Origin of the sequence: Pseudomonas sp. NPDC089547 (assembly GCF_050280665.1) — a bacterium.
GTDB lineage: Bacteria > Pseudomonadota > Gammaproteobacteria > Pseudomonadales > Pseudomonadaceae > Aquipseudomonas.
This window is the reverse complement of record NZ_JBNNVS010000015.1, coordinates 76046-100953: the sequence shown is the minus strand read 5'-3', so window position 1 is coordinate 100953 and position 24908 is coordinate 76046. Positions and strand designations below refer to the sequence as shown.

Annotated in this window: 23 protein-coding genes; 16 read left to right on the top strand and 7 right to left on the bottom strand. The window is 63.6% G+C overall.

Annotated features, from left to right (window positions below; genetic code table 11):
• Nucleotides 1-56: 56 nt before the first annotated feature.
• Together ACQKPZ_RS13205 and ACQKPZ_RS13200 are read right to left on the bottom strand one after the other, a co-directional pair.
• A complete protein-coding gene (locus ACQKPZ_RS13205) occupies nucleotides 57-983 on the bottom strand; it encodes a FecR domain-containing protein (protein ID WP_427538612.1) in 927 nt (308 codons plus the stop codon).
• Entirely contained in the window at nucleotides 980-1525 is a 546-nt protein-coding gene (locus ACQKPZ_RS13200) for a sigma-70 family RNA polymerase sigma factor (protein ID WP_427538609.1), read from the bottom strand. The genes ACQKPZ_RS13205 and ACQKPZ_RS13200 overlap by 4 nt, the downstream gene beginning before the upstream one ends.
• A 108-nt stretch (nucleotides 1526-1633) precedes the next feature.
• On the opposite strand from ACQKPZ_RS13200, the gene ACQKPZ_RS13195 reads away from it, so the two are divergent.
• From ACQKPZ_RS13195 to ACQKPZ_RS13170, 6 genes are all read left to right on the top strand, one after another.
• Entirely contained in the window at nucleotides 1634-1939 is a 306-nt protein-coding gene (locus tag ACQKPZ_RS13195; protein WP_427538606.1) for a DUF3649 domain-containing protein, read from the top strand.
• Nucleotides 1936-3510 carry a PepSY-associated TM helix domain-containing protein gene (locus tag ACQKPZ_RS13190; RefSeq protein ID WP_427538603.1) on the top strand — a complete coding sequence of 525 codons (1575 nt, stop codon included), beginning with the start codon at nucleotides 1936-1938 and terminating at the stop codon, nucleotides 3508-3510. Before ACQKPZ_RS13195 ends, ACQKPZ_RS13190 begins: the two co-directional genes overlap by 4 nt.
• Nucleotides 3510-3836 carry a DUF3325 domain-containing protein gene (locus ACQKPZ_RS13185; RefSeq protein ID WP_110740528.1) on the top strand — a complete coding sequence of 109 codons (327 nt, stop codon included), beginning with the start codon at nucleotides 3510-3512 and terminating at the stop codon, nucleotides 3834-3836. The genes ACQKPZ_RS13190 and ACQKPZ_RS13185 overlap by 1 nt, the downstream gene beginning before the upstream one ends.
• 22 nt (nucleotides 3837-3858) lie before the next feature.
• A complete protein-coding gene (locus tag ACQKPZ_RS13180; protein ID WP_427538600.1) occupies nucleotides 3859-4416 on the top strand; it encodes an RNA polymerase sigma factor in 558 nt (185 codons plus the stop codon).
• The gene (locus ACQKPZ_RS13175) at nucleotides 4413-5393 is read left to right on the top strand and encodes a FecR family protein (protein WP_427538597.1); all 981 of its coding nucleotides are present in this window, start codon (nucleotides 4413-4415) and stop codon (nucleotides 5391-5393) included. Before ACQKPZ_RS13180 ends, ACQKPZ_RS13175 begins: the two co-directional genes overlap by 4 nt.
• Before the next feature lie 218 nt (nucleotides 5394-5611).
• Nucleotides 5612-8002 (top strand): TonB-dependent siderophore receptor, encoded by a 2391-nt coding sequence (locus tag ACQKPZ_RS13170; protein WP_427538594.1) that lies wholly within the window; start codon nucleotides 5612-5614, stop codon nucleotides 8000-8002.
• A 112-nt stretch (nucleotides 8003-8114) separates the two neighbouring features.
• On the opposite strand, the gene ACQKPZ_RS13165 is transcribed toward ACQKPZ_RS13170, so the two are convergent.
• Nucleotides 8115-8990, bottom strand: a complete 876-nt coding sequence (locus tag ACQKPZ_RS13165) for a helix-turn-helix domain-containing protein (RefSeq protein WP_427538591.1) — start codon at nucleotides 8988-8990, stop codon at nucleotides 8115-8117.
• A 263-nt stretch (nucleotides 8991-9253) separates the two neighbouring features.
• Here ACQKPZ_RS13165 and ACQKPZ_RS13160 point away from each other — a divergent pair, with 263 nt between their 5' ends.
• Nucleotides 9254-10156 (top strand): DMT family transporter, encoded by a 903-nt coding sequence (locus ACQKPZ_RS13160; protein WP_427538588.1) that lies wholly within the window; start codon nucleotides 9254-9256, stop codon nucleotides 10154-10156.
• A 134-nt stretch (nucleotides 10157-10290) separates the two neighbouring features.
• Here ACQKPZ_RS13160 and ACQKPZ_RS13155 read toward each other — a convergent pair whose 3' ends face one another.
• Together ACQKPZ_RS13155 and ACQKPZ_RS13150 are read right to left on the bottom strand one after the other, a co-directional pair.
• Nucleotides 10291-11265, bottom strand: a complete 975-nt coding sequence (locus ACQKPZ_RS13155; protein ID WP_427538586.1) for a 2-hydroxyacid dehydrogenase — start codon at nucleotides 11263-11265, stop codon at nucleotides 10291-10293.
• A 78-nt stretch (nucleotides 11266-11343) separates the two neighbouring features.
• Nucleotides 11344-12291, bottom strand: a complete 948-nt coding sequence (locus ACQKPZ_RS13150; protein WP_016713499.1) for a LysR family transcriptional regulator — start codon at nucleotides 12289-12291, stop codon at nucleotides 11344-11346.
• 191 nt (nucleotides 12292-12482) lie between these two features.
• Between ACQKPZ_RS13150 and ACQKPZ_RS13145 the strand changes: the two genes are divergently transcribed.
• The 5 genes from ACQKPZ_RS13145 (at nucleotide 12483) to ACQKPZ_RS13125 (ending at nucleotide 18503) form a co-directional block, all read left to right on the top strand.
• Complete coding sequence (locus ACQKPZ_RS13145; protein WP_427538583.1) at nucleotides 12483-14012, top strand: efflux transporter outer membrane subunit; 1530 nt, start codon at nucleotides 12483-12485, stop codon at nucleotides 14010-14012.
• A complete protein-coding gene (locus ACQKPZ_RS13140) occupies nucleotides 14009-16186 on the top strand; it encodes an FUSC family protein (protein ID WP_427538580.1) in 2178 nt (725 codons plus the stop codon). Before ACQKPZ_RS13145 ends, ACQKPZ_RS13140 begins: the two co-directional genes overlap by 4 nt.
• A 4-nt stretch (nucleotides 16187-16190) precedes the next feature.
• Nucleotides 16191-16391, top strand: coding sequence for a DUF1656 domain-containing protein (locus tag ACQKPZ_RS13135; RefSeq protein ID WP_008097766.1), 201 nt, complete (start codon nucleotides 16191-16193; stop codon nucleotides 16389-16391).
• A gap of 10 nt (nucleotides 16392-16401) precedes the next feature.
• Nucleotides 16402-17262, top strand: coding sequence for an efflux RND transporter periplasmic adaptor subunit (locus tag ACQKPZ_RS13130; protein WP_391127514.1), 861 nt, complete (start codon nucleotides 16402-16404; stop codon nucleotides 17260-17262).
• Nucleotides 17263-17462: 200 nt separating this feature from the next.
• On the top strand, nucleotides 17463-18503 hold the full coding sequence (locus ACQKPZ_RS13125) for a PDDEXK nuclease domain-containing protein (protein WP_427538577.1): 1041 nt from the start codon (nucleotides 17463-17465) through the stop codon (nucleotides 18501-18503).
• A gap of 32 nt (nucleotides 18504-18535) precedes the next feature.
• Here the strand turns inward: ACQKPZ_RS13125 and ACQKPZ_RS13120 are convergent, their stop codons facing one another.
• Together ACQKPZ_RS13120 and ACQKPZ_RS13115 are read right to left on the bottom strand one after the other, a co-directional pair.
• The gene (locus ACQKPZ_RS13120) at nucleotides 18536-18817 is read right to left on the bottom strand and encodes a type II toxin-antitoxin system YhaV family toxin (RefSeq protein ID WP_391127521.1); all 282 of its coding nucleotides are present in this window, start codon (nucleotides 18815-18817) and stop codon (nucleotides 18536-18538) included.
• Nucleotides 18818-18847: 30 nt separating this feature from the next.
• On the bottom strand, nucleotides 18848-19294 hold the full coding sequence (locus ACQKPZ_RS13115; RefSeq protein ID WP_427538574.1) for a universal stress protein: 447 nt from the start codon (nucleotides 19292-19294) through the stop codon (nucleotides 18848-18850).
• 272 nt (nucleotides 19295-19566) lie between these two features.
• On the opposite strand from ACQKPZ_RS13115, the gene ACQKPZ_RS13110 reads away from it, so the two are divergent.
• From ACQKPZ_RS13110 to ACQKPZ_RS13095, 4 genes are all read left to right on the top strand, one after another.
• Nucleotides 19567-20472, top strand: a complete 906-nt coding sequence (locus ACQKPZ_RS13110) for a LysR family transcriptional regulator (RefSeq protein WP_391127527.1) — start codon at nucleotides 19567-19569, stop codon at nucleotides 20470-20472.
• Nucleotides 20473-20698: 226 nt separating this feature from the next.
• Complete coding sequence (locus tag ACQKPZ_RS13105; protein WP_427538571.1) at nucleotides 20699-22240, top strand: MFS transporter; 1542 nt, start codon at nucleotides 20699-20701, stop codon at nucleotides 22238-22240.
• Between the two features lie 28 nt (nucleotides 22241-22268).
• Nucleotides 22269-23330, top strand: a complete 1062-nt coding sequence (locus ACQKPZ_RS13100) for an HlyD family secretion protein (protein ID WP_427538569.1) — start codon at nucleotides 22269-22271, stop codon at nucleotides 23328-23330.
• Nucleotides 23327-24778, top strand: a complete 1452-nt coding sequence (locus ACQKPZ_RS13095) for an efflux transporter outer membrane subunit (RefSeq protein WP_427538566.1) — start codon at nucleotides 23327-23329, stop codon at nucleotides 24776-24778. Before ACQKPZ_RS13100 ends, ACQKPZ_RS13095 begins: the two co-directional genes overlap by 4 nt.
• The last annotated feature ends 130 nt before the right edge of the window (nucleotides 24779-24908 follow it).

Here is a 24908-nt window from a genome sequence, read left to right as displayed (position 1 = left end):
ACGCGAGGTTGGGAAAATGGCTCACTTGATCGAAAAAAAATCTGCATCTGCCGGCCCTAGCCGATTTTTGGCTCGACGGTTACCCAGTACCGGGTGAACTGTCGCACTCGCACCGGCAGCGCGACTTCCAGCATTTGCAGGATGCGCTCGCTGTCATCCAGCGGGTACGACCCGGAAATGCGCAAGCCGGCGACCTTCTCGTTGCACCCCAGTTGCCCGTGGCGATAGCGCCCAAGCTCGGCAAGAAAATCCGCCAGGCGCATGTGCGACGCCACCAGCATGCCATCGACCCAGGCGCCCACATTGCGGTCCAGCGCCGAGATCGACTGCCAGCCCCCCGTGAAGCGTGCCTGCTGCCCAGCCAGTAACGGTTGCCCCGCGACGCTGGCCACACCCTCGAAGACGGAAACCAGGCTGTAGCCGTCGAACTGGCGCACGTTGAAGCGCCCGCTGTCCAGGCGTAATGCCCCTTCGCCGGTACGCAGCAGCAACGGCCGGGCATCGCTGGCCACCTGCAGCGCCAGTTCGCCTTCGAACAGCCGCACCCGGCGCTGTTGCCCGTCGAAGCGCACGTCGGCGGCACTGCGGGTGTTGAGCTGCAACACGCTGCCGTCTTCCAGGCCCATGCGCCGGCGCTGACCGACCGGGCTGCGGTAGTCGGCCATAAGGCCCGGCATTGGGTTGTGTTGTTGCAGCCCAAGCCCGGTGGCACTGGCCACACCCACCAGCAGCAGTGCCTTGAGCGCGCGCCGCCGGGCCGGCGAGTGGGGGGCTTGCAGGGTTGCATGCACCACCGGCGAGGACACGCCGCGCAGCCGCTGGTTTACCTGTTGGATATGCGCCCAGGCCCGCTGGTGCTCGAGGTCAGCCTTTAACCAATGGTCGAAGGCCAGTTGTTGCGCCTGGCCAAATTCATCGCCCTGGGACTCGATCAGCCAGTGCACGGCCTGCTCCGCCACCTGCGGGGAAAACGAGGCGTTCACAGGGCGAAGTAGCAGCGCATGGCCGCCTTGCTCAGGTAGCGCTTGACCGTGGCCAGCGAGATGCCCAGTTCGCGGGCGATTTCACCCTGGCCCAGGCCATCGACCTGTGCCAGCAGGAAGGCGCGCTTGACCAAGGGAGGCAGGCCGTCCAGCAGGCGGTCGAGCTCCAGCAGGGTCTCGAAAATGATCGCCTTCTGCTCCTCGCACGGTGCGACTTCTTCGGGCACCTGTGCCAGCGCTTGCAGGTAGGCACGCTCCAGCTCCTGGCGGCGAAAGTGGTTGGACAGCACGCGCTTGGCTACCGTTGCAAGGAACGCGCGCGGCTCGACCAGTTGCGGTGCTTCGCGGGCCTGCAGCAGGCGCAGGTAAGTGTCCTGGGCCAGGTCCGCGGCGCTCTGCGGGCAGCCCAGCCGGCGACGCAACCAGCCGGTGAGCCAGTTGTGATGCGCGTGATAAAGGCCTTCGACAGTGGATGAGAGCGCGCTGGGCACCGTGATACTCCGGCGCTGTACAGCGCAACTGGTAGTAAGAATTGTTCGCATTGTATTGACTGAAGGCTTTTTCAGCAATCGTCAGCCGTCTGCGGGCTTTGCTTATGAGAATTGAAATCATTATTATTGCACCCCCCAAAAAACGCCCGGACCTTCGCCATGACGCGCAAAACTGCCGGCCTCCCGCTCAGCTATCGGCTGGCCGTTGCCTCACGCAGCCTGGCCGCGCTGTTGGGTGGCTACCTGCTGGCGTCCATGGCCAGCGTCTGCATTGCCCTGGTGGCGCCGTTGCCAAGGGTTGATGCCACGCTTACCGGTCTGTTGTTGTCGTTCGTCTTCTACCTGCTGGCATTCATCTGGTGCTTCGCGTGCCGCAGCGCCTGGCGTGCCTGGTTGGGCGTACTGGCGCCAAGCCTGCTGCTGGGGATGATCAGCGGCGTTGCCTACTGGATGAAAAACCCATGAAAGAAGGCTTCCGCCAGGCGATGGCCTGGCTGCACACCTGGACCGGGCTGATTTTCGGCTGGCTGTTGTTCGCCATCTTCCTCACCGGCACGTTGTCGTATTTCAAGGAAGAAATTACCCACTGGACACAGCCCGAAGTGCGCAGCCATGCCCTTGACCCGCTCAATAGCCTGGACATGGCCCAGCACTACTTGCAAGAGCATGGCGCGCATTCGGGCACGTGGTTCATTCGCATGCCCAACGCACGCGAGGCGGCCTTGAGTGTGGGCTACCGCGACCCTGATGGCGGGCAGCGCGGGTTCGTGAGCAAAACCCTCGATACACAGACGGGCCAGCCGGTGGAAGCACGCGACAGCCGCGGTGGCGAGTTCTTCTACCGTTTCCACTTCCAGTTGCAGATGCCTTACCCGTTCGGCCGTTGGCTGTCGACCTTCTGCGCCTTCATCATGCTGCTGGGGCTGGTGACCGGCATCATCACCCACAAGAAGATCTTCAAGGAGTTCTTCACCTTCCGCCCCGGCAAAGGGCAGCGCTCCTGGCTGGACGGGCACAACGCCATTGGCGTGCTGGTGCTGCCGTTCCACCTGATGATCAGTTACAGCAGCCTGGTGCTGTTCATGTACATGGTGATGCCGGCGGGGATCATGGCCAGTTATGGCAATGACACCGACAAGTACTTCAACGACCTGTTCGGCCGCAACGATGCGCCGAAGGCCGCCCAGGTGGCTGCGCCGCTGGTGCCGCTGCCGAGCCTGTATGCCCAGGTGCAGGCCCTGCAACCGGGCGCGCGCATTGGCAACATCCAGGTGCAAAACCCGGGTGACAGCAACGCCCGCGTCACATTCACCCAATCGGCTGCCGACCATGTGGCTTACCGGCGCAGTGCCAACTGGACCTTCGACGGCGCCAGTGGCGCGCTGCTGAGCCAGGGCAAGCCCGAGAGCGGGGCGATGATGACCGCCTTCAGTTTTGCCGGGCTGCACATGGGCAATTTCGCTGGGCCTTGGCTGCGCTGGTTGTACTTCTTCTTCGGGGTGGCGGGTACTGCGGTGATTGGCACGGGGCTTGTGATGTGGTTGGGCAAACGCCAGCTCAAGCACGCCAAGAGCGAGCACATGCCGGGTGAACTGCGCCTGGTCGAAGTGCTGAACATTGCCAGCATGAGCGGCTTGTTGCTGGCGGTGGCGGCTTTCTTCTGGGCCAACCGCCTTATCCCGATGGGCTTCGAAGGCCGGGCCGACTGGGAGGTCAATGCCTTCTTCATGGCCTGGGGCCTGTCGCTTTTGCATGCCGTGCTGCGCAGTGGGCGCAGGGCCTGGGGCGAGCAACTTGCGGTGGGTGCGCTGGCCTTTGCCTTGCTGCCGTTGCTCAACGGCCTGAGCACTGATCGGGGGCTGAACAATTCGCTGCTGGAAGGTGACTGGGCCATGGCCGGCTTCGACCTGACAGCCCTGGCAACCGGGCTGTTCCTGGCCTGGCTGGCCGGCAAGATGCTGCGCAGCCCCAAGCCGGTTGCCAAGCGCCCACGTGTGGCGAAAAAGCCGAGCACCGAAACGGCGGAGGCGAGCTGATGCTGGGTAACGCACTTATCGCATTCGCAGGTTTTGTTGCCTTGTGCCTGGCCATGGAAAAACACTTCAGCGACTTGCTCGGGCGCAAGCCGCGCCCTGGGCAGTTGCGGCTGTTGCGTATCGCCGGTTGGCTGCTGCTGATGCTGTCGCTGGTTCTGAGCGTGCACTTGCGTGGCTGGGCCCACGGCCTGGTGGAGTGGACGGCGGTGATGATGGCCGGGGTGACCTTGTGGGTGTTCGGGCTACCTTACCAACCGCGCCTGCTGCTGGGCCTGGCCGCCGCCAGCGTGGTGCTGGGGCCGTTGCTGGCCGTGTTTGCAGTGTGACCCTGTGAGCGAGCCGGGGGACATGACCGAACTGGACGCCGAGAATGGCGGCGGGCGTGCACGTTTCGTCCAGGTTTTCCTGGCCCAACGGGCGCGCATGGAGGCGCTGGTCAGCCGACGGGTCGGCTGCCGTGCCACGGCTTCGGACCTGGTCCAGGAACTGTTCCTGCGCTTCTGGCGCCGCCCCGAGGTCAAGGTCGAGGCACTGGACACCTACCTGCTGCGTTGCGCCGGCAACCTGGCCATCGACCACCTGCGCAGTGAAGGCAGCCGAGAGCGTGTGGCAGAAGCCGCCTTGCCAGTAGACGAGGTGGCCATGGCCCAAGCACCCGAGCAGGCCCTGGAGGTGGACCACGACCTGCAGCGCATCGAGGCCGCCTTGCGTGCCTTGCCCGAGCGCACCCGGCAGATCTTTCTGCTCAACCGCATCCACGGCTGCAAGTACGGCGAAATCGCCAAGGCCATGCAGTTGTCCCAGAGTGCCGTGGAAAAGCATATGATGCGCGCCCTTGAAGCGTGCAAGGCCAGTGTTGCCGAGCCCGCGCCCACTCCACGCCGGCCAGGGAGCGCCCGTCGATGAGCAGCATGCCCCCCATTACCGAGGCGCAATCCCAGGCAGCACTGCAATGGCTCAGCCGCATCAACGAGCAGCCCGCGCAAGCCGAAGGGGCGGCGTTCAAGCGCTGGTTACTGGCCGACCCCCGGCATCGTGACGCCTATGAACAGGCCCAGGTGCTGTGGCAAAAAAGCGCTGCCCCAGCTTTGCTGCTGGCGGACGAGGAACAGGACGCCTTGCAGCGCTACCTCGATGCCATGGCCAGCCCGCCGACCCGCAGCCCGTGGCGGCGCGTGGCGGCACTGGCGATGGCGGCCTGCCTGGTGCTGGCAGTGGGGATTGCCGGTGGCTGGCACCCGGCCTACTGGTTACAGGACTTGCAGGCCGACTACAGCACTGCCGGGCAGATTCGCCAGGTGACCTTGGCCGACCAGTCGCAAGTAACGCTGGATGCGGGTAGCGCCATTGCCGTCGATTTTGCCCAGGGTGAGCGCCGTGTGCGGTTGCTGCATGGCGCGGCGTTCTTCCAGGTGACGCATACCGGCGAGCCGTTCCTGGTTGAAGCGGCCGGTGGCGAAGTTCGAGTGCTCGGCACCCAGTTCGAGGTGCGTGAGCAAGGCGAGGGCGCCCAGGTGACGGTGCGCAGCGGGCGTGTGGGGGTGAGCCCTGCGCAGGGCACCTTGGCGCGTGAGCTGACTGCCAACCAGCAGGTGAACTACAGCGCAGGCAAGGTCGGTGACACCCAGGTTGTGGACAGTGACAACCGCCTGGCCTGGCGCCAAGGGTGGCTGAACTATTACCAGGTGCCGCTGGCTCAGGTGGTAGAAGACCTCCGGCGCTATTACCCAGGGCGCATTGTGTTGCTGGATGGCGAACTAGGGCAGCGCAAGGTCAGTGGCAGTTTCCCGGTGGGCGAGCCACTGCTGGCGCTGGATTCACTGGGCAAGGTGATGGGCTTTTCGCGGCAGACCGTATTGGGGCGGTTGACCCTGGTTCGGTAGTCGCCTGCACCGGCCTCTTCGCGGGCACGCCTGCTCCCACAGGTACTGTGCCGGTTTTGAGGCTTGTGCCATTCCTGTGGGAGCGGGCATGCCCGCGAAGAGGCCAGCGCAGGAGAAAAAATTTTCAGAAAGCGGGTGAGGTAACAGGACGTGGCATCCGTGTAATGAGTGGAAGTGCGATTCATTCGCAATCATCACCCTCTCACAGGTCAGCGTCCATGAAGTTCACCCCGCGTTGCGTCCCTCTCTGGTTCGGCCTTGCCATGCTCCCGGCCATTGCTGTCGCCCCCTTGGCCAGTGCCGCCGAGCAACAGCAGACCTATGCCTTCGCCCAGCCGGCCCAGCCCCTGGCCCAGGCGCTCAACGCCTTCAGCCGCACCACTGGCCAGAGTGTGGTCTACACCCTGGAACTGCCGGGCGTGCAGGCACCGGCACTGAACGGCCGCTTCAGCGCCGAACAGGCCCTGCAGCAGTTGCTGGGCAATGCCGGGCTGGCCTGGCGCCGAGTCGATGCACGCACCCTCACCCTGGAAACCGCAGATACCTCCGGCGCCCTCAACCTGCAGGCCACCACCGTGACCTCGCAAATGGACGTGTACAGCTATCAACCGCCGGCCACCGCCTCGATCATGCGCGGGCAGGGCCCGAACCAGGACATCCCCCAGGCCATCAACGTGGTACCCGCCCAGGTCATCCGCGATCAGGCCCCGCGTAACCTGGATGATGCCCTGGCCAACGTCAGCGGCATTACCCAAGGCAACAACTTTGGCGGCACCTCCGACACGGTAATGAAGCGCGGTTTTGGCGATAACCGCGACGGTTCGATCATGCGTGATGGCATGCCCATCGTGCAGGGCCGCAGCCTCAACGCCAGCACCGAGCGGGTTGAAGTGCTCAAGGGCCCGGCCTCGCTGCTGTACGGCATCCAGGACCCGGGCGGGGTGATCAACGTGGTCAGCAAGCGCCCGCAACTTGAACAGTACAACGCGCTGACCGTACGCGGCTCCACCTACGGCAGTGGCAAGAATGGCAGTGGCGGCGGGTTCGACAGCACTGGCGCACTGGGTGACAGCAACTTAGCTTACCGGCTGATCGTCGATCACGAAGACGAGGATTACTGGCGCAACTATGGCGTGCACCGCGAGTCACTGGTAGCGCCGTCGCTGGCCTGGCTGGGCGAAGACACCCAGGTGGTGCTGGCCTACGAGCATCGCGAATTTCTCTACCCGTTCGACCGTGGCACCGCGTTCGGCAACAACGGCCACCCGCTGAACATCCCCGCCACGCGTCGGCTGGACGAGCCGTTCAACGACATGGAGGGGCGCTCCGACCTGTATCGGCTGGAAGTCGACCACCAGCTGGCCGATGACTGGAAACTGCACTTTGGCTACAGCTTCAACCGTGAAACATATGATGCAAGCCAGGTGCGGGTGACCGGCGTCAACGAGGCCAAAGGCACACTGACGCGCAGCATCGACGGCACCCACAACGCCATGAGCCGCGACCAGTTCGCCACCCTCAGCCTGGCCGGTAACGTGGAGTTGGCCGGCATGCAGAATGACCTGTTGTTCGGCGTCGACCATGAAGACCGCAAGGTGTATCGCGGCGACCTGATCCGCCAGACCGCACGCTCCACTTTCAGTTACCTCGACCCCGTTTACGGCCAGGAGGTGGAAGGCACCAGCGTACGTGCCAGTGACAGCGACCAGACCGACAAGCTGCGCACCGATGCACTGTTCGTGCAGGACGCGTTGCACCTGGATGATCACTGGCTCCTGGTGGCCGGCGCGCGATTCCAGCAGTTCGACCAGTATGCCGGCCGCGGTCGACCGTTCACGGCCAATACCGATAACAGCGGCCAGGCCTGGGTGCCGCATGCCGGCATTGTCTACAAGGTCGATGACCAGCTGTCGTTCTATGGCAGTTACAGCGAGTCGTTCAAGCCCAACTCCAGCATTGCGCCGCTGACGGGCGGCGTAGTACTGGACTCGTCCGTTGCGCCCGAGGAAGGCAAGTCGTGGGAGTTGGGCGCCAAGCTGGACATGCCGGGCCGCCTGACCGGTACCTTGGCGCTGTTCGACATCACCAAGCGTAATGTGCTGGTCGCCAATTTCGACAGCGGAACCGGCGAGACGGTCTACAGCAATGCCGGTGAGGTCAATTCAAGAGGTGTGGAGCTTGACCTGACCGGCCAGCTCAGCGAGCGCTGGAGCCTGATCGGCAGCTATGCCTTTACCGATGCCAAGGTGACGAAAGACCCGGACCTTGAGGGCAACCGCCTGCAGAACGTGGCCAGGCACACGGGCTCGTTATCGGCTGTGTACGACTTCGGCAGCCTGTTCGGTGGCGACAAGCTACGGTTCGGTGCAGGTGCACGCTACGTGGGTGAACGGGCGGGTAACTCGACCAACACCTTCGACCTGCCGTCGTACACCGTGGCTGATGCGTTCGCTACCTATGAGACCAAGCTCGATGAGCACAATGTCCGGCTGCAATTGAACGTGAAGAACCTGTTCGACAAGGTGTACTACAGCTCGGCGGTGAACCAGTACTTTGTGGCGATTGGCGATGCGCGGCAGGTGAGCTTGTCGAGCACCTTCGAGTTCTAGGTATCTGGGGCTGCTTCGCAGCCCATCGCGACACAAGGCCGCTCCTACAGGGGTGCGCGTTTCCATGTAGGAGCGGCCTTGTGTCGCGATGGGCCGCAAAGCGGCCCCTGTTTCACAGAACGAAGGCCAAACGGTACTCGCCCGGTGTGGCACCCATCGCCTGGCGGAACCGGTTGCTGAAATGGCTGGCACTGGCAAACCCGCAGAGCAGGGCAATTTCCCCCAGCGGCATCACCCCCAGTTGCAGCAGCTGGCAGGCCCGCTGCAGTCGTCGGGCCAGCAGGTACTGGTGCGGCGGTAGCCCGAAACTGGTGCGGAACATGCGCGCAAAGTGGTATTCGGACAGGTTGCAGCGCAAGGCCAGTTCACCCAGGGTAAGCGGCTGGTCCAGGTGTGCCTCGATGTAATCGACCAGTTGCCGGCGCAGGTTGGGTGCCAGCCCGCCTTTCAGGCGCAGGCCCTGGCGCAGGCCGACCTGGCTGAGCAGCGCATGGTCGACGATCTCGTGCGCCAGGGTACTGGCCAGCAAGCGCTCGCCGGGCTCGTCCCAGCCCAGGGTGATCAATTGGCGAAAGCGAGTGGCCTGTTGCGGGTCGTCGAGAAAGGTCGCCTCCTGCAACTGCAATTCACGGGGTTCCCGGTCGAGCAGGCGCACGCAACCCAAGGCGAACTGCGCCTCGCTCACATACAGGTGCGCCAGCCGGATCGCACCATTGACCACCCAGTTCGACTCCTGCCCGGCCGGCATCACGCACAGCTTGCCGGGCGCGCCCTTGTCTGCCGGGCGTTGGCGGCGGAAGGTGCCGGTGCCGTCGGCGATGTAGCACGACAGGGTGTGATGCGTCGGCGCCTGGTAGTCGCGGGCATCGTCACGGTTGCTCCACAACGCCGCCGCCAGCCCGTCGCCCAGGTGCGCGCTCAGCTCCAGCCGCGCGTGGGGCGAGGCGTGCATGGCGTTGAACACTTGCAGCTGGGTGAGTGGGGTCATGGGCGGTTCCTCTGTAGCTCATCCTACTGCGCCTTGGGCAGGGTTACAGCCACTGGCGGGACAAATGCGCAAGTTTGTGCAAGCGCGCAAGTGTTGGACAGGAGAACACTGGAATGCCTCGGCGAGGGCTGCGCCCTCGATTCGCGGGTGAACCCGCTCCCACAGGGACCGCGCCAGTTGCAGAGAAGTGCGGTCCCTGTGGGAGCGGCTTTAGCCGCGAAGCGCCGAGCACCGATCTCGAAAGGCCCCAAGGAACCACCGCCATGAACCTGTCACTGTACCTGCTCACCGTCCTGATCTGGGGTACCACCTGGATTGCCCTGAAGCTCCAGTTGGGTGTGGTCGCCATCCCTGTCTCGATCGTTTACCGCTTCGCCCTGGCGGGGCTGATCCTGTTCGCCATCTTGCTGCTCACCCGCCGCCTGCAACCTATGAACCGCCGCGGCCACCAGATCTGCCTGGCCCAGGGCTTGTGCCTGTTCTGCGTCAACTTCATGTGCTTTCTCACGGCCAGCCAGTGGATTGCCAGTGGCCTGATCGCCGTGGTGTTCTCCACCGCCACATTGTGGAACGCACTTAACGCTCGGATGTTCTTCGGCCAGAAAATCGCCAGCAATGTGCTGGGTGGCGGCGCCCTTGGCTTGCTCGGCCTGGGCTTGCTGTTCTGGCCAGAGCTGTCGCACCACAGCGCCAGCCGCGAGACGTTATACGGCCTTGGCTTGGCCTTGCTCGGCACGCTGTGCTTCTCGGCGGGCAACATGCTGTCGAGCATGCAGCAGAAGGCCGGGCTCAGGCCCATGACCACGAATGCCTGGGGCATGGCGTACGGGGCGATGATGCTGGCGGTGTATTGCCTGGCTAGCGGTATTCCTTTCGACATGGAATGGAACACCCGCTATATCGGGTCGTTGATGTACCTGGTGATACCGGGCTCGGTGATCGGCTTCACTGCCTACCTGACCCTGGTCGGGCGCATGGGGCCGGAGCGGGCAGCCTATTGCACGGTGCTGTTCCCGTTGGTTGCGCTTAATGTGTCGGCGGTGGCCGAGGGGTACCAGTGGACGGCGCCGGCCCTGATGGGGCTGGTGGCGGTGATGGCGGGGAATGTGCTGGTGTTTCGCAAGCCCAAGGCCAAGGTGGCTGAGGGGTTGGTGGTGGCCAAATAGATGATGTGCTGCCTGCACCGGCCTCTTCGCGGGCTTGCCCGCTCCCACAGGTAAAACACAGGCCTCAATATCTGTGCAGTTCCTGTGGGAGCGGGCGCGCCCGCGAAGGGGCCAGTACAGGCTAAGAAAGGCTATCAGCCCTTCCAAACCTGCGGGTTCACCAGGTCCCGCGGCCGCTCACCCAGCAGCGCCGCGCGCAGGTTGTCCATTGCCCGGTTGGCCATGGCCTGGCGGGTTTCGGCAGTAGCCGAACCAATGTGCGGCAAGGTCAGCGCATTGGGCAGCTTGAACAGCGGCGAATCGCTCAGCGGCTCCTTTTCGTACACATCCAGGCCAGCCCCACGAATGGTGCCGTTGTGCAGCGCTTCGACCAGCGCCGCTTCGTCCACCACCGGCCCGCGGGCAATGTTGATCAGGAAGGCGCTCGGCTTCATCAGCTTAAGCTCACGTGCCCCAATCAACTTGCGCGTGGCGTCGGACAGCGGCACCACGATGACCACGAAATCCGCTTCTGCCAGCAAATCATCCAGGCTGCGGAACTGCGCCCCCAGCTCCTGTTCCAGCGCGGTCTTGCGGCTGTTGCCCGCGTAGATGACCGACATGTTGAAACCGAACCGCCCACGGCGGGCAACGGCAGCGCCAATGTTGCCCATGCCGACGATCCCCAGCGTCTTGCCATGCACATCGCTGCCGAAGTGCGCCGGGCCCACGGTGGCCTGCCAGTTGCCGGCCTTGGTCCAGGCATCCAGCTCGGCGGTGCGGCGGGCGCAGCCCATGATCAGCGAGAAACCCAGGTCGGCGGTGCTTTCGGTGAGCACATCAGGGGTGTTGGTCAGGGCGATGCCACGTTCGTTGAAGTAGTCCAGGTCATAGTTGTCGTAACCGACCGAAACGCTGGACACCACCTCCAGCCTGGCCGCGCCTTCAAGCTGGGCACGGCCGAGCTTGCGGCCAACGCCGATCAGGCCATGGGCCTCGGGCAGGGCTTCGTTGAACTGGGCATTGATGTCGCCGAGTTTCGGGTTCGGCAGAATCACGTTGAAGTCTTGCTGCAGGCGTTCGGCCATGGCCGGGGTGATACGGCTGAAGGCCAGGACGGTCTTTTTCATCGGGCAACTTCTCTGCAAGGCGGTGGTTGTCAATGGTTAGCAACCTACCATTGTCTACCACCGCCTTGCAGCAGCTTTTTAGTTGGCGATCAGCACCTGATGGGTTTTCAGGTCGGCCTCATGGGCGGCGAGAATCTCCGGCAGCGAGTTGCGCAGGTACTCGACCCAGGTCTTGATCTTGGCATCCAGGTATTGCCGCGACGGGTAGATGGCGTACAGGTTCAGCTCCTGCAGGCGGTACTCGGGCAGCACCCGCACCAGGCTGCCATCACGCAGGCCGTCGATGGCCGAGTAAATGGGCAGCACGCCCACGCCCATGCCGCTGCGGATCGCGGTTTTCATGGCGTCGGCGGTGTTCACCATGAACGGCGAGCTGGTGATGTTGACCATTTCCTGGCCTTCCGGCCCGTCGAACAGCCATTTTTCCAGCGGGATCACCGGGCTGACCATGCGCAGGCAGGCGTGCTTGAGCAGGTCGGCTGGCTTTTGCGCGCTGCCGTGGCGGGCAATGTAGCCGGGCGAGGCGCAGACGATGCTGTAGGTAATGCCCAGCCGCTGGGATACGAACCCCGAGTCGGGCAGCTCGGTGGCCAGCACGATGGACACGTCATAGCCTTCGTCGAGCAGGTCGGGCACGCGGTTGGCCATGGTCAGGTCGAAGGTCACGTCCGGGTGCGATTCGCGGTAGCGGGCGATGGCATCCACCACGAAGTGCTGGCCGACCCCGGTCATCGAGTGCACCTTCAACTGCCCGGCAGGGCGGGCGTGGGCATCGCTGGCTTCGGCTTCGGCTTCTTCCACATAGGTAAGAATCTGTTCGCAACGCATCAGGTAGCGTTTGCCGGCTTCGGTCAGCGCAATGCGGCGGGTAGTACGGTTGAGCAGCCTTGTTTGCAGATGGGCTTCCAGGTTGGAGACCGCCCGCGACACGTTCGCGGTGGTCGTATCCAGTTGAGCCGCCGCAGCGGTGAAGCTGCCTAGCTGGGCTACGCAACTGAAAGCACGCATGTTTTGCAGGGTGTCCATGGGTCACTCTCAATGTAGAGGACAAAATTGTGTCACGAAGTAACGACAAAAAGCTGAAAAGTTACCTTCGACCAAAGGCGGATTATCGCTGTTTCGGTAACAAAGATTCGCAGGAATCTGCGCTTATCGCCAGTGCTGCCGCCCCCTAGAATTGCCCGGCCCCTTCACCTCTTCCTCGGGAAATCGCAGCTGTGCCGCGTCGCATCATCAGAACGCTCAATGCGTTCAGTGCCTGTGCCCTTGCCCTCACCTTGAGCGGCTGTATCGGAACCTGGGGCATTGCCCCGCAAAGCAAGACGCTGCAAGCCAATACCTTGACCACCGACGCGGCCATACGCGAAGCCGCGACCGACGCCCATTGGCCCGACCAGCAGTGGTGGCACGCCTATGGCGACCCCCAGCTGGACCGTTGGGTTGCCCTGGCAGTGGCCGGCAGCCCAAGCCTGGCCATGGCCGCCGCACGGGTGCGCGAAGCCATGGCCATGGCCGGTGTGGTCGAGTCGGCAGAAAAGCTCCAGGTCAATGGCCAGGCTGCGCTCAAGCGCCACAACTGGCCTGAGGACCAGTTCTACGGACCGGGCGCACTGTCGGGTGCCAACACCTGGGACAACAACGCCGCCTTCGGCTTCAGCTACGCACTCGACCTGTGGGGCCGCGAACGCAATGCCAGCGAGCAGGCGGTGGACCAGGCGCACATGAGTGTTGCCGAAGCCCGCCAGGCGCAGCTGGAGCTGCAGAACAACGTGGTGCGTGCCTACATCCAGCTGAGCCTGCACTTTGCCCAGCGCGATATCGTCAAGGCCGAGCTGGAACAGCAAGAGCAGATCCTGGCCCTGGCCAAGCGCCGCCTGGACGCCGGCATCGGCACCCATTTCGAAGTCAGCCAGGCCGAAGCACCGCTGCCGGAAACCCACCGCCAGCTCGACAGCGTGAACGAAGACATCGCCCTGACCCGCAACCAGTTGGCCGCACTGGCCGGCAAGGGCCCGGGGGAGGGCGCACAGTTGCAGCGCCCGACCCTGGCCCTGGCCGCGCCGCTGAAACTGCCATCCAACCTGCCTGCCGAGCTGGTCGGCCAGCGCCCCGACGTGGTCGCCAGCCGCTGGCAGGTGGCTGCACAGGCGCGTGGCATAGACGTCGCCCATGCCGGCTTCTTCCCCAATGTGGACCTGGTTGGCAGCCTGGGCTTCATGGCCACCGGCGGTGGCCCGCTGGAGTTCCTGACCGGGCGCAAATTCAACTACAACGTCGGCCCGGCCATCAGCCTGCCCATCTTCGACGGTGGCCGCCTGCGCTCGGAACTGGGTGTGGCGTCGGCGGGGTATGACGTGGCCGTGGCGCGTTACAACCAGACCGTGGTTGGCGCGCTGAAGAACATCTCCGACCAGCTGATCCGCCGCGAGTCGATGAAAGAACAGTCGCATTTCGCCGCCGAATCCGTCGCGGCCGCGCAGAAAACCTACGACATCGCCATGGTCGCTTTCCAGCGTGGCCTTACCGACTACCTGAACGTGCTCAATGCGCAAACCTTGCTGTTCCGCCAGCAGCAAGTGCAGCAGCAGGTGCAGGCTGCCCGGCTGATCGCCCATGCCGAGCTGGTCACTGCCTTGGGCGGTGGCCTGCAGGCTGGCCAGGATGTGCCGAAGGAGCAGCGCCAGGCGGCGCCGAAAACCCCGGCCACCCTGGCCATTTTCGACAAGAAGCCGGATAACGCCGAATGAGCACTTCCAGTTTGCCCGTGCGCTGGCTGCAAAGCCTGGAATGGCGCCGGGGCTTCTTTGCCTGGGCGCGCACCGACGGGGTGACGTGGGTGTACATCTTCAAGGTGCTGGCCGCCGCCTTCATCACCTTGTGGCTGGCCATGCGCCTGGAGCTGCCGCAACCGCGCACGGCCATGATCACTGTGTTCATCGTGATGCAGCCGCAAAGTGGCCACGTGTTCGCCAAGAGCTTCTACCGGGTGCTCGGCACCCTGGCCGGTTCGGCGATGATGGTGGCGCTGATCGCCATCTTTCCGCAAAACACCGAGCTGTTCCTGCCTAGCCTGGCCCTGTGGGTGGGGCTGTGCTCGGCCGGCGCCATGCGCTACCGCACCTTCCGCGCCTATGGCTTCGTGCTGGCCGGCTACACCGCGGCCATGATCGGCCTGCCGGTGTTGCAGCACCCCGACCAGGCGTTCATGGCGGCGGTATGGCGGGTGTTGGAGATTGCCCTGGGTATTCTGGTGTCGACTTTCGTCAGCGCCGCGATCTTGCCGCAGTCAGCCAGTGCCGCCATGCGCAACGCCCTGTACCAGCGCTTTGGCGTGTTCGCCGGGGTGGTGGTCGAGGCCTTGCGTGGTGACAGCCAGAAAGACCGGTTCGAGAGCAGCAACGTGCGTTTCGTTGCCGAAGCGGTCGGCCTTGAGAGCCTGCGCAACGTCACCGCCTTCGAAGACCCGCACATGCGCCGCCGTTCTGGCCGCCTGGTGCGGATGAACAGCGAATTCATGGCCATCACCACGCGTTTCAACGCCTTGCACCGTTTGCTGGAGCGCCTGCGCGCCCGTGGCCCGTTGCAGATCGTCGGTGCCATCGAGCCAGGGCTGAATACGCTGGTAGAGCTGTTGCAGCCCTACGTGGGCCGGGCGCTGACCGATGCCGATGCGTTGCGCCTCACCTTGGAGCTGGCCGCCTACAAGGAAGGCCTGCAAGCCCAGGTGCGAGGGCTGCGTGCCGAGTACCTGGCGACCGACCCCAGCGAGGCCGACCTGCTCGATTTCCACACCGCATTCGAGCTGCTGTACCGCTTTGTCGACGAAATGTACAGCTACGCCGAAACCCACGCTTCGCTGGCTGCACACAAGCACGAGCGCGAACAGTGGGATGAGCCCTACGTGGCGCAGACCAGCTGGCTGGTGTCGTTGGCCGCCGGCGTGCGCGCCTCGGCTGTGTTGTTGCTGCTGGGCAGCTACTGGCTGCTCAGCGACTGGCCCAGCGGCGCCATGATGACCCTTATCGCCACCGTCACCGTGGGCCTCTCGGCGGCCTCGCCGAACCCCAAGCGCATGTCGTTCCAGATGGCTTGCGGCACGGCCATCGGCGCCTTTGTCGGCTTCTTCGAAACCTTCTTCGTGTTCCCCTGGATCGACGGCTTCCCTCTGCTGTGCATGGTGTTGGCGCCGGTGTTCGTGCTGGGCGCGTTCCTCTCGTCGCGCCCGGCCTATGCCGGTTATGGCATCGGCCTGCTGGTGTTTTTTGCCATCGGCTCGGTGCCCAACAACCTCACCGTGTATGACCCGTATAGCTTCATCAACGACTACATCGGCATGGTCATCGGCATGTTCGTCTGTGCCGCTGCCGGGGCGATCATCCTGCCGCCCAACAGCCGCTGGTTGTGGAGCCGCCTGGAGCAGGAACTGCGCGAGCAGGTGCTGTTCGCCATCAGCGGCCGCCTGCGTGGTATCGGCACGGCCTTTGAAAGCCGCACCCGCGACTTGCTGCACCAGGCCTATGGTCTGGCGGCCGGTAAACCGCAGGTGCAAAGCCAGCTCATGGGCTGGATGTTCACCGTGCTGGAAATCGGCCACGCCGTGATCGAGCTGCGCAAGGAACAGGCCCGCGCGCCGGTGCACCCGGCCTACGCCGAATCACAGCCGTGGCGCCAGGCCATCCGCGTGATGGGCCGCGCCCTGGCACGGCTGTTCCTGCAACCCAGTGCCAGCAACCACGAACGTGCGCTGGTGGCGGTGGACCATGCCATTGCCCGTGTGCAGGCCACTGACGAGCCGTTTGCCCGGCACTTCGACACCTCGGTGCTGCGCCGTGCACAAAGCTATTTGCACTTCATCCGTTCTTCCCTGCTGGACCCACAGTCGCCGCTGGTACCGGCGAAAGGACTGCACGATGCTCCGTGAAAGCATGCCCCGTGAAATCGCCTTCCATGGCGTGTACATGCCCACCATGACCTTGATGTTCCTGTTCGCCCTGGGCCTGGCCTGGGGCCTGGACCGGTTCATCGCCAGCCATGATGGTTATCGCTTCTTCTGGCACCCGGCGCTGCTGCGCCTGAGCCTGTTCGTCTGCCTGTTCGGCGCCCTGGCGCTATCGCTCTACTGGTGAGAACCCTTCGATGAAAAAGTTTTTCAGCCTGATCGCTACCTTGCTGGTGCTGACCGCCGCCGTGGTGATTGGCCGCCAGTTGTGGCTGCACTACATGACCACGCCCTGGACCCGTGACGGCCGCGTGCGTGCCGACATCATCAACGTTGCCGCCGATGTGCCGGGCTACGTGGTGGACGTGCCGGTCAAGGACAACCAACGGGTGAAGAAGGGTGACCTGCTGATCCAGATCGACCCCGAGCACTACCAGTTGGCGGTCGACCAGGCCAAGGCCATGGTTGCTTCGCGCAAGGCCACCTGGGAAATGCGCAAGGTCAACGCCAAGCGCCGTGCCGACATGGACAACCTGGTGATCTCCAAGGAAAACCGCGACGACGCCAGCAACATCGCCAACTCCGCCCAGGCGGACTACCAGCAGGCCCTTGCCGAACTGGCGGCTGCCGAGTTGAACCTCAAGCGCACCCACATCGTGGCCACGGTGGACGGCTACGTGACCAACCTGAACATCCACAAGGGCGACTATGCGCGTACCGGTGAAGCAGTGATGGCGGTGGTCGACGAGAACTCGTTTTGGGTGTACGGGTTCTTCGAAGAAACCAAACTGCCGCACGTGAAAGTGGGCGACCAGGCCGAGTTGCAGATGATGAGCGGCGAGCGCATCAAGGGCCATGTGGAGAGCATTGCCCGCGGCATCTATGACCGCGACAACCCACAGAGCCGTGAGCTGATTGCCGATGTAAACCCGACCTTCAACTGGGTGCGGCTGGCGCAGCGGGTGCCGGTGCGGATTCATATCGATGAAGTGCCTGAAGGATTTTTGCTGGCGGCGGGGACGACGTGCACGGTGGTGGTGAAGCCGAGCGAGGGGTGAGCTGGCCCAGTCAGAGCTGCTGAGGCCCCTTCGCAGGCAAGCTCATTTCCACAGTCACGTGCAGTTTTTTTGTTTTGGGAAATGGCCTACTCGCTTCGGAGAAGAATCGCGAGTTGCTGCTATTGGCAGTGTTTTACCAGAAGAGCAGGCTGGGACCGCCATTCAAGCAGCATTTCGCCTGATCCAGGAACACTCATCCCATGCCCGAAAGAGCGCCATCTCTGATCGACACGCCAAATGGCTACAAAGCTTGGCTTGCTGATCTCAAGGTTCGTATTCATAAGAGCCAGCAAAAGGCCAGTCTCGCCGTGAATCGGGAGCTAGTGAGTCTTTACTGGCATCTTGGGCGAGACATTGTCGAGCGACAGGCTGCTCAGGGTTGGGGGGCTAAGGTCATAGAGCGACTGGCTCATGACCTGAAAGCTGAGTTCCCGGGGATGAAAGGCTTTTCGCGGGCCAACCTGATGTACATGCGAGCGTTTGCCGAGGCTTGGCCAGAGGAGGCAATTGTCCAACAGGCTGTTGGACAATTGCCGTGGGGCCACAATCTGGTGTTGCTGACAAAGCTGAAAAAACCGGAGGAGCGGCTTGCGTATGCGACGCGGGCATCGGAGTACGGATGGTCGCGCTCAACTCTGCAGATGCACATCGAGTCGAGGTTGCTGGAGCGGGAAGGCAATGCCATCTCGAATTTTTCGACGCATTTACAGCCGCCAGGTACTGATCTGGCAAAACAGTTTCTCAAGGGTCCTTATCTTTTCGACTTCCTGAATGTGACCCCCGAAGCCAGTGAACGAGAGATTGAAGCAGCTTTAGTAGAACACATCACATTATTCCTGCTTGAACTGGGGGCAGGTTTTGCCTTCGTCGGGCGCCAAGTGCATCTGGAGGTCGGAGGTGATGACTTCTACATCGATCTCCTGTTCTACCACTTGAAGCTGCGTTGCTATGTGGTGATAGAACTGAAGACTGAGAAGTTCAAGCCGGAGCATCTGGGTCAACTGAGCTTTTACCTCACTGCAGTTGACTTGCAGATGAAGCTGGAACAAGACAACCCTACGATTGGATTGCTTCTATGCAAAGGCAAGAACAAGGTGGTCGCTGAATACGCATTGCGTGGCAAGGCTCAACCTATTGGAGTCGCTGAGTTTCAGTTGATCAGTGCTTTACCAGAAGAGTTGCAGGCAAGCTTGCCGAGTATCGAGCAGATCGAGCAGGAACTTGCTAGTCGTCGCGATTGACCCATCCCTTATGGGATGCCGCTCAAGCCTGCCTACCTGGGCCTGACATGCACAGCCCCGCACTCTCGCAGCAATTGATCCCAATCGTCTGGTGGATGGCCAGTTAGCAGCATCTTCTGAAAGACCTTGTAAGCGTCCTCGCTGCTGTCGTAAGCCCGCTTGGTCGAATCGTCATTGACCCAAGCCAGTACGATGATCCGGCTGGCGGTGTGATAGCGAAAGAACAAGCGGTATTGCTGAAAGAATTTCGCTCTGAACCAGTGCTTGTGGTCGACGCTCAGCGTTGCGCCCTGCCTGTACTCAACTTTGGTCAATGCAATCGCATTACCCGGCTGATCAGCGGTTCACGCCGCCCCCACCAACACTGGAACCTCAACCCGGTCGATCACCTTTGCGCTGATCGACGGATCCAGCAACCGCCCCAGCCGCGACAGGTGGCGGTGGCCCATGATGATCAGCTCGCAGTTCAACGCCTGCGCCTTGGCCACGATAGCCTCTACTGGCTGCCCGGCCACCATGCAGCCCTGGCTGGTGAAGCCGGCTTGCTGCAATGCGCGCACCGCCTCGGCCACGGCGTGGTCGGCATGCTGCTGTTCCTCACAGGCGGCGGGGTATTCCTCCAGTTCTTCAGCGGTGTAGGGCGCGGGATGCTCGTGCACGGCGAAGGTGGAATCGATGGCCAGCAGGATGTGCAGTTCGTGTTCGGCGGGGCGGCAGTAGCGGCGGGCGAGGGTGAGCAGGGCGGTGGAGGCGGGGGAGGCGTCGATGGCAATCAGGACGGGGGTGGGCATTGGGGATCCTTGGCTGAGGCTGGCTGATAAGTCTGCAGGACCGGCCCTTTCGCGGGCATGCCCGCTCCCACAGGTACTGCGCAGCCTTCAGATACTGTGCGATCCCTGTGGGAGCGGGCGTGCCCGCGAATAGGCCAGACCTGGCAATGGTTCATTTATCGCCGATCACATTCGGTGAATAAATGCCCCACCACGCACGAGCGCATTGCGTCTGGTGCAATCCCCCAACCTGCTACCATCGCCATTCCCCACCGCTGTAACGGAAAACGGCCATGCAACTCCCGGACATGAACCTGCTCATTGCCCTCGATGTCTTGCTTGATGAAGGCAGTGTGGTTGGCGCGGCACAGCGCATGAACCTGAGCCCGGCAGCCATGAGCCGCACCCTGGGGCGTATCCGCGACGCATTGGGCGACCCGATCCTGGTGCGCGCCGGCCGTGGCCTGGTGCCGACGCCACGGGCATTGGCCCTGCGCGAGCAGGTGCACGGGCTGGTGGAGCAGGCCGGGCAGGTGTTCCGCAGCCGTGACGATGTGGACCTGGTGAGCCTGGACCGCGCGTTCAACATTCGCACCAACGACCTGTTCATCGCCCTGTACGGTGCCCAGTTGCTGCGCATGATGCTGGCCCAGGCGCCGCGTACGGTGCTGCGTTTTGTGCCGGAGGGCAGTGGCGACGATGATGCGGTGCTGCGCAACGGGCAGATCGACCTGATCATCAGTTCGGCCGTTGAGCTAGGCCCGGAAATCAAGGTCCAGAGCCTGTTCAACACTTACTTCGTGGGGCTTGCACGCGAAGGGCATCCGATCTTCGATGCGCCCATCACCCCACAGCGCTTCGCCAGCTACCCGCAGATCAGTGTGTCCCGGCGCGGCCGTGCCAATGGGCCGATCGATGTGGCGCTGGCCCCTCACAAGGTAGAGCGGCGGGTCGCATTGATCACCACGAGCTTCCATTCAGCCATGTTCTCGTTGCCGGATTCGGACCTGATCCTCCCGATACCGGCCAATATCCTTAACAGTGTGAACCGGCTGAAACTGCCATTGCGGTCGTTTGAAATTCCCGTGCCACTGGAAAAAGTGAACGTCAAACAGGCGTGGCACCCGCGTTTCGACAACGACCCGGCCCACCGGTGGCTGCGCCAGACACTTAAAGCCTGTGGCAGCATAGACCCGTGAAACCGGATGGGATTCTTCGCGGGCACGCCCGCTCCCACAGGGATATCACTGCCCTGAAGAGTAGCGATGCCCCTGTGGGAGCGGGCGTGCCCGCGAAGCAGGCGACTCGGTTGTGAAGTGGATTGCGTCTGACGCAACATAACACTACCGAGAATTCAGTTTTCGTCAGCATTCGACCTTCTTAGACTTGCTCCAGTCGCAAATTTGTTGCTGGAGATGTCTTCCCATGAGTTCCCTGTCCGCCCCGTCTGCCGCCATTGCCGCCGCCCCCGCGCCGGCAGCGCCTGCGCAAACGGCGTTCGGCCTGCAGGTGGTGGTGGGGCTGTTCGGTGTTTTGCTGGCCGTGTTATGTGCGGGCCTCAACGAATCGGTCACCAAGATTTCCCTCGCCGATATCCGTGGTGCCATGGGCATCGGTGCCGACGAAGGCGCCTGGCTGCTGGCGGTGTACAGCGCCGCTTCGGTTTCGGCCATGGCCTTTGCGCCCTGGCTGGCCACCACCTTCTCGCTGCGCCGCTTCACCATGAGCGCCATTGGGCTGTTCGCCGTGCTCGGCCTGCTGCAACCGTTCGCCCCCAACCTGCACAGCCTGATGCTGCTGCGCGTGCTGCAAGGCTTCGCCTCTGGCGCCTTGCCGCCGATGCTGATGAGCGTGGCCCTGCGCTTCCTGCCGCCCGGCATCAAGGTGTACGGCCTGGCCTGTTACGCCCTTACCGCCACCTTCGGCCCCAACCTCGGCACGCCGCTGGCGGGGCTGTGGACCGAGTACGTCGGTTGGCAGTGGGCGTTCTGGCAGATCATCCTGCCGTCGGTGCTGGCGATGGCCTGCGTCGGTTGGGGCCTGCCGCAAGACCCGCTGCGCCTGGAGCGTTTCAAAGAGTTTGACTGGCGCGGTTTGCTGCTTGGCCTGCCGGCCATCAGTTGCATCGTGCTGGGCCTGTCGCTGGGTGATCGCTGGGGCTGGTTCGACTCGCCGCTGATCTGCTGGCTGCTCGGCGGTGGCCTGCTGTTGTTGGTGCTGTTCATGTACAACGAATGGTCCGAGCCGCTGCCGTTTTTCCAACTGCGCATGTTGTCGCGGCGCAACCTGAGCTTCGCCCTGGTAACCCTGGCGGGTGTGCTGATCGTGCTTTCGGGCGTGGGTAGCCTCCCATCGGCCTACCTGGCGCAGATCCAGGGCTACCGGCCGGCGCAGACCAGCCCGCTGATGATGCTGGTGGCCATGCCGCAGCTGATCGCCCTGCCGCTGACGGCAGCACTGTGCAACATCCGCGCAGTGGACTGCCGCTGGGTGCTGGGCATCGGCCTGGCGATGCTGGCGGTGTCCTGCGTGGGCAGCAGCTTGTTGACCAGCGAGTGGATCCGCGGCGACTTCTACCCGTTCTACCTGTTGCAAGTGTTCGGCCAGCCGATGGCGGTGCTGCCGCTATTGATGCTGTCGACCAACGGCATGACGCCGCAGGAAGGCCCGCTCGCCTCCAGCTGGTTCAACACCGTGAAAGGCCTGGCCGCGGTGATTGCCGGTGGCCTGCTGGATGCCCTAGGCACCCTGCGCCGGCACTTCCATTCCAACCACCTGGTGGACAGCCTGGGCAACGCCCCGCTGGTCGATGACAACACCGCAGGCCTGGCCAAGCGCATCCACGACCAGGCGCTGGTACTGACCTCCGCCGACCTCTACCTGGTCCTGGCCTGCATCGCCGTGGCCCTGATCTGCCTGATTCCTTTCGTGCCTACCCGGGTCTACCCGCCGCGTGCGGTGGCCTGAACCCCGGATGAATTCGAGACCCCCTGAAATGACCAACAACCGCAAAACCCTGTTCATCGGCTCGGTGCTGGCCGTGGCTGTCCTGGCTGGCATCGTCGGCCCGTGGATGCTCGGCAGCGACCACCGCCAGAGCACCAATGACGCCTATGTAATCGCCGACTACACCGTGGTCGCGCCAAAGGTGGCCGGCTTCATCAAGGAAGTGCTGGTGGAGGACAACCAGCAGGTCACGGCCGGCCAGTTGCTGGCGACCATCGATGCCCGTGACTACCAGGCCGCCCTGGACGCCGCACAAGCGCAGTTGCTGGTAGCCCAGGCGCAAAGCGCCGATGCCCGCGCCACCCTCGAACGCCAGGCCGCACTGATCGCCCAGGCCGAAGCCGCAGTGAAAGCTGCCCAGGCCGAAGCGGCGTTCGCCGACCACGAGGTCAACCGCTACAGCCGCCTGGCCGAACAGGGTGCCGGTACCGTGCAGAACGCCCAGCAGGCGCGCAGCGGGGTCGACCAGGCCCGCGCCCGCCTGGCCAATGCCCAGGCGGCGCTGGTGGCGGCGCGCAAGCAAGTGGACATTCTCACGGCCCAGGTGGCCAGTGCCGATGGCCAGCTCAAGCGCGCCGAAGCGGGCCTGGAAAAGGCCCAGCTCGACCTGTCCTACACGCGTATCACCGCCCCGGTGGACGGCATGGTTGGCGAGCGCGCCTTACGGGTCGGCGCGTACGTCAACCCGGGCGCCCGCCTGCTGTCGGTGGTGCCGTTGCAGCAGGCCTATGTAGTCGGCAACTTCCAGGAAACCCAGCTGACCCATGTGCAGCCTGGGCAACCGGTAAACATCACGGTCGACACCTTCTCCGGCGAGAAGCTGCAGGGCCATGTAGAAAGCATCGCCCCGGCAACGGGTGTGACCTTCGCCGCCGTGAAGCCGGACAACGCCACTGGCAACTTCACCAAAGTGGTGCAGCGCATCCCGGTGAAGATCGTCTTCGATGACGGCCAGCCGCTGCTCTCGCGCCTGCGGGTGGGCATGTCGGTGGAAGCGACCATCGATACCCGTGGCGACAAGCTGGCCGGCAAAGAGGTAAGCGCACGATGAAGCCGGCATCACGCTTGAGCCCTTTGCTGCTGGCTGTGTTGATGGCGGGTTGCACGATGGGCCCGGACTTCCAGCGCCCCGACACCCAGGCACCGCAGCAGTGGGCGCCGTTGCAAGGCGAGGCAGCGGCCAGTCAGCCGCAGGCCGAACCGCTGGAGTTGCGCTGGTGGGAAACCTTCCATGACGCGCAGCTTGGCGCCTTGATCCAGCGGGTTGCCGAACGCAACCTCGACCTGCAGATGGCCAGCGCCCGCCTGCTGCAAAGCCGCGCCTTGCGCAGCACCGTCGCGGCGGATGAAGTGCCGTCGGTAGACGCGAACGCTGGCTACAGCCGTGCCCGCAACAGCGCCGAAGGCCTGAGCGACCCCTCTGGCAAGGCTGGCAAAGAGGCTTACAACCTCTGGCAAGGTGACCTGGTGGCGGGTTGGGAGCTGGACTTGTGGGGCCGCGTGCGGCGCCAGGTCGAGGCTGCCGATGCCACGGTCGAAGTGGCCGAGAATGACCGCCGTGGGGTGCTGCTGGCGCTGCTTTCGGAAACCGCCGGCAACTACATCCAGCTGCGCGCGGTGCAGCACACTATCGAGGTGACTCAGGACAACCTCAAGGTCGCCCGGCACAGCCTGAAACTCTCTGAAAACCGCCAGGCAGAAGGCGTCGCCACCCGGCTTGATGTGGCCCAGGCCAGCGCTCAGGTCGCTTCGATCGAGTCACGCCTGCCCAGCCTGGAAGCCCGCCGCGATGACCTGATCAACGCCCTCAGCCTGCTCGCCGCCGAGCCACCGCGCAGCTTGCAGGCCGAATTGTCGAAGGGCGGCGAGCTGCCCGCACCGCAACAGAAGTTTGCCATCGGCTTGCCGTCCGAGCTGGCCGAGCGCCGCCCGGACATTCGCCAGGCCGAGGCCCGCCTGCATGCCGCCACCGCCAGCATTGGCGTGGCCAAGGCCGATTTCTATCCGAGCATCCGCTTGTCGGGCAGCATCGGTTTTCAGGCGATGCAGCTGTCCGATTTCGGCGCCTGGGATTCACGCCGTTTTGCCTTCGGTCCGCAGTTGTCTTTGCCGATCTTCGAGGGCGGCCGGCTCAAAGGCACTTTGGAACTGCGCGAGGCGCAGCAGCAGGAAGCGGCGTTGAACTATCGCAAGGTGGTGCTGGGTGCCTGGCATGAAATCGACGATGTGCTACGCCTGTACAACGCCAGCCAGTTGCGTCGTGACCATTTGGCCGAGGCCGTACGGCAGAACCGCATCGCCCTGGAGACTGCCCAGCGCCAGTATGTGGAAGGGGCGGTGGACTTTCTCAATGTGCTGACCGTGCAGGGTGCCTTGCTGGCCAGCGAAGAGCAGTGGATCGACAGTTCGGCCGCGGTGTCGCAGGCGCTGGTGGGGCTGTACAAGGCCCTGGGTGGTGGCTGGCAGGCGTTTGATGAGCAGCCGGTGAAGAAAGCATGAAAGCGGGGCCGCTTTGCGGCCCATCGCGACACAAGGCCGCTCCTACAAGGGATTGCGTTCGCCTGTAGGAGCGGCCTTGTGTCGCGATGGGCTGCAAAGCAGCCCCGGCAATTGACCTGTTTACCTAGGA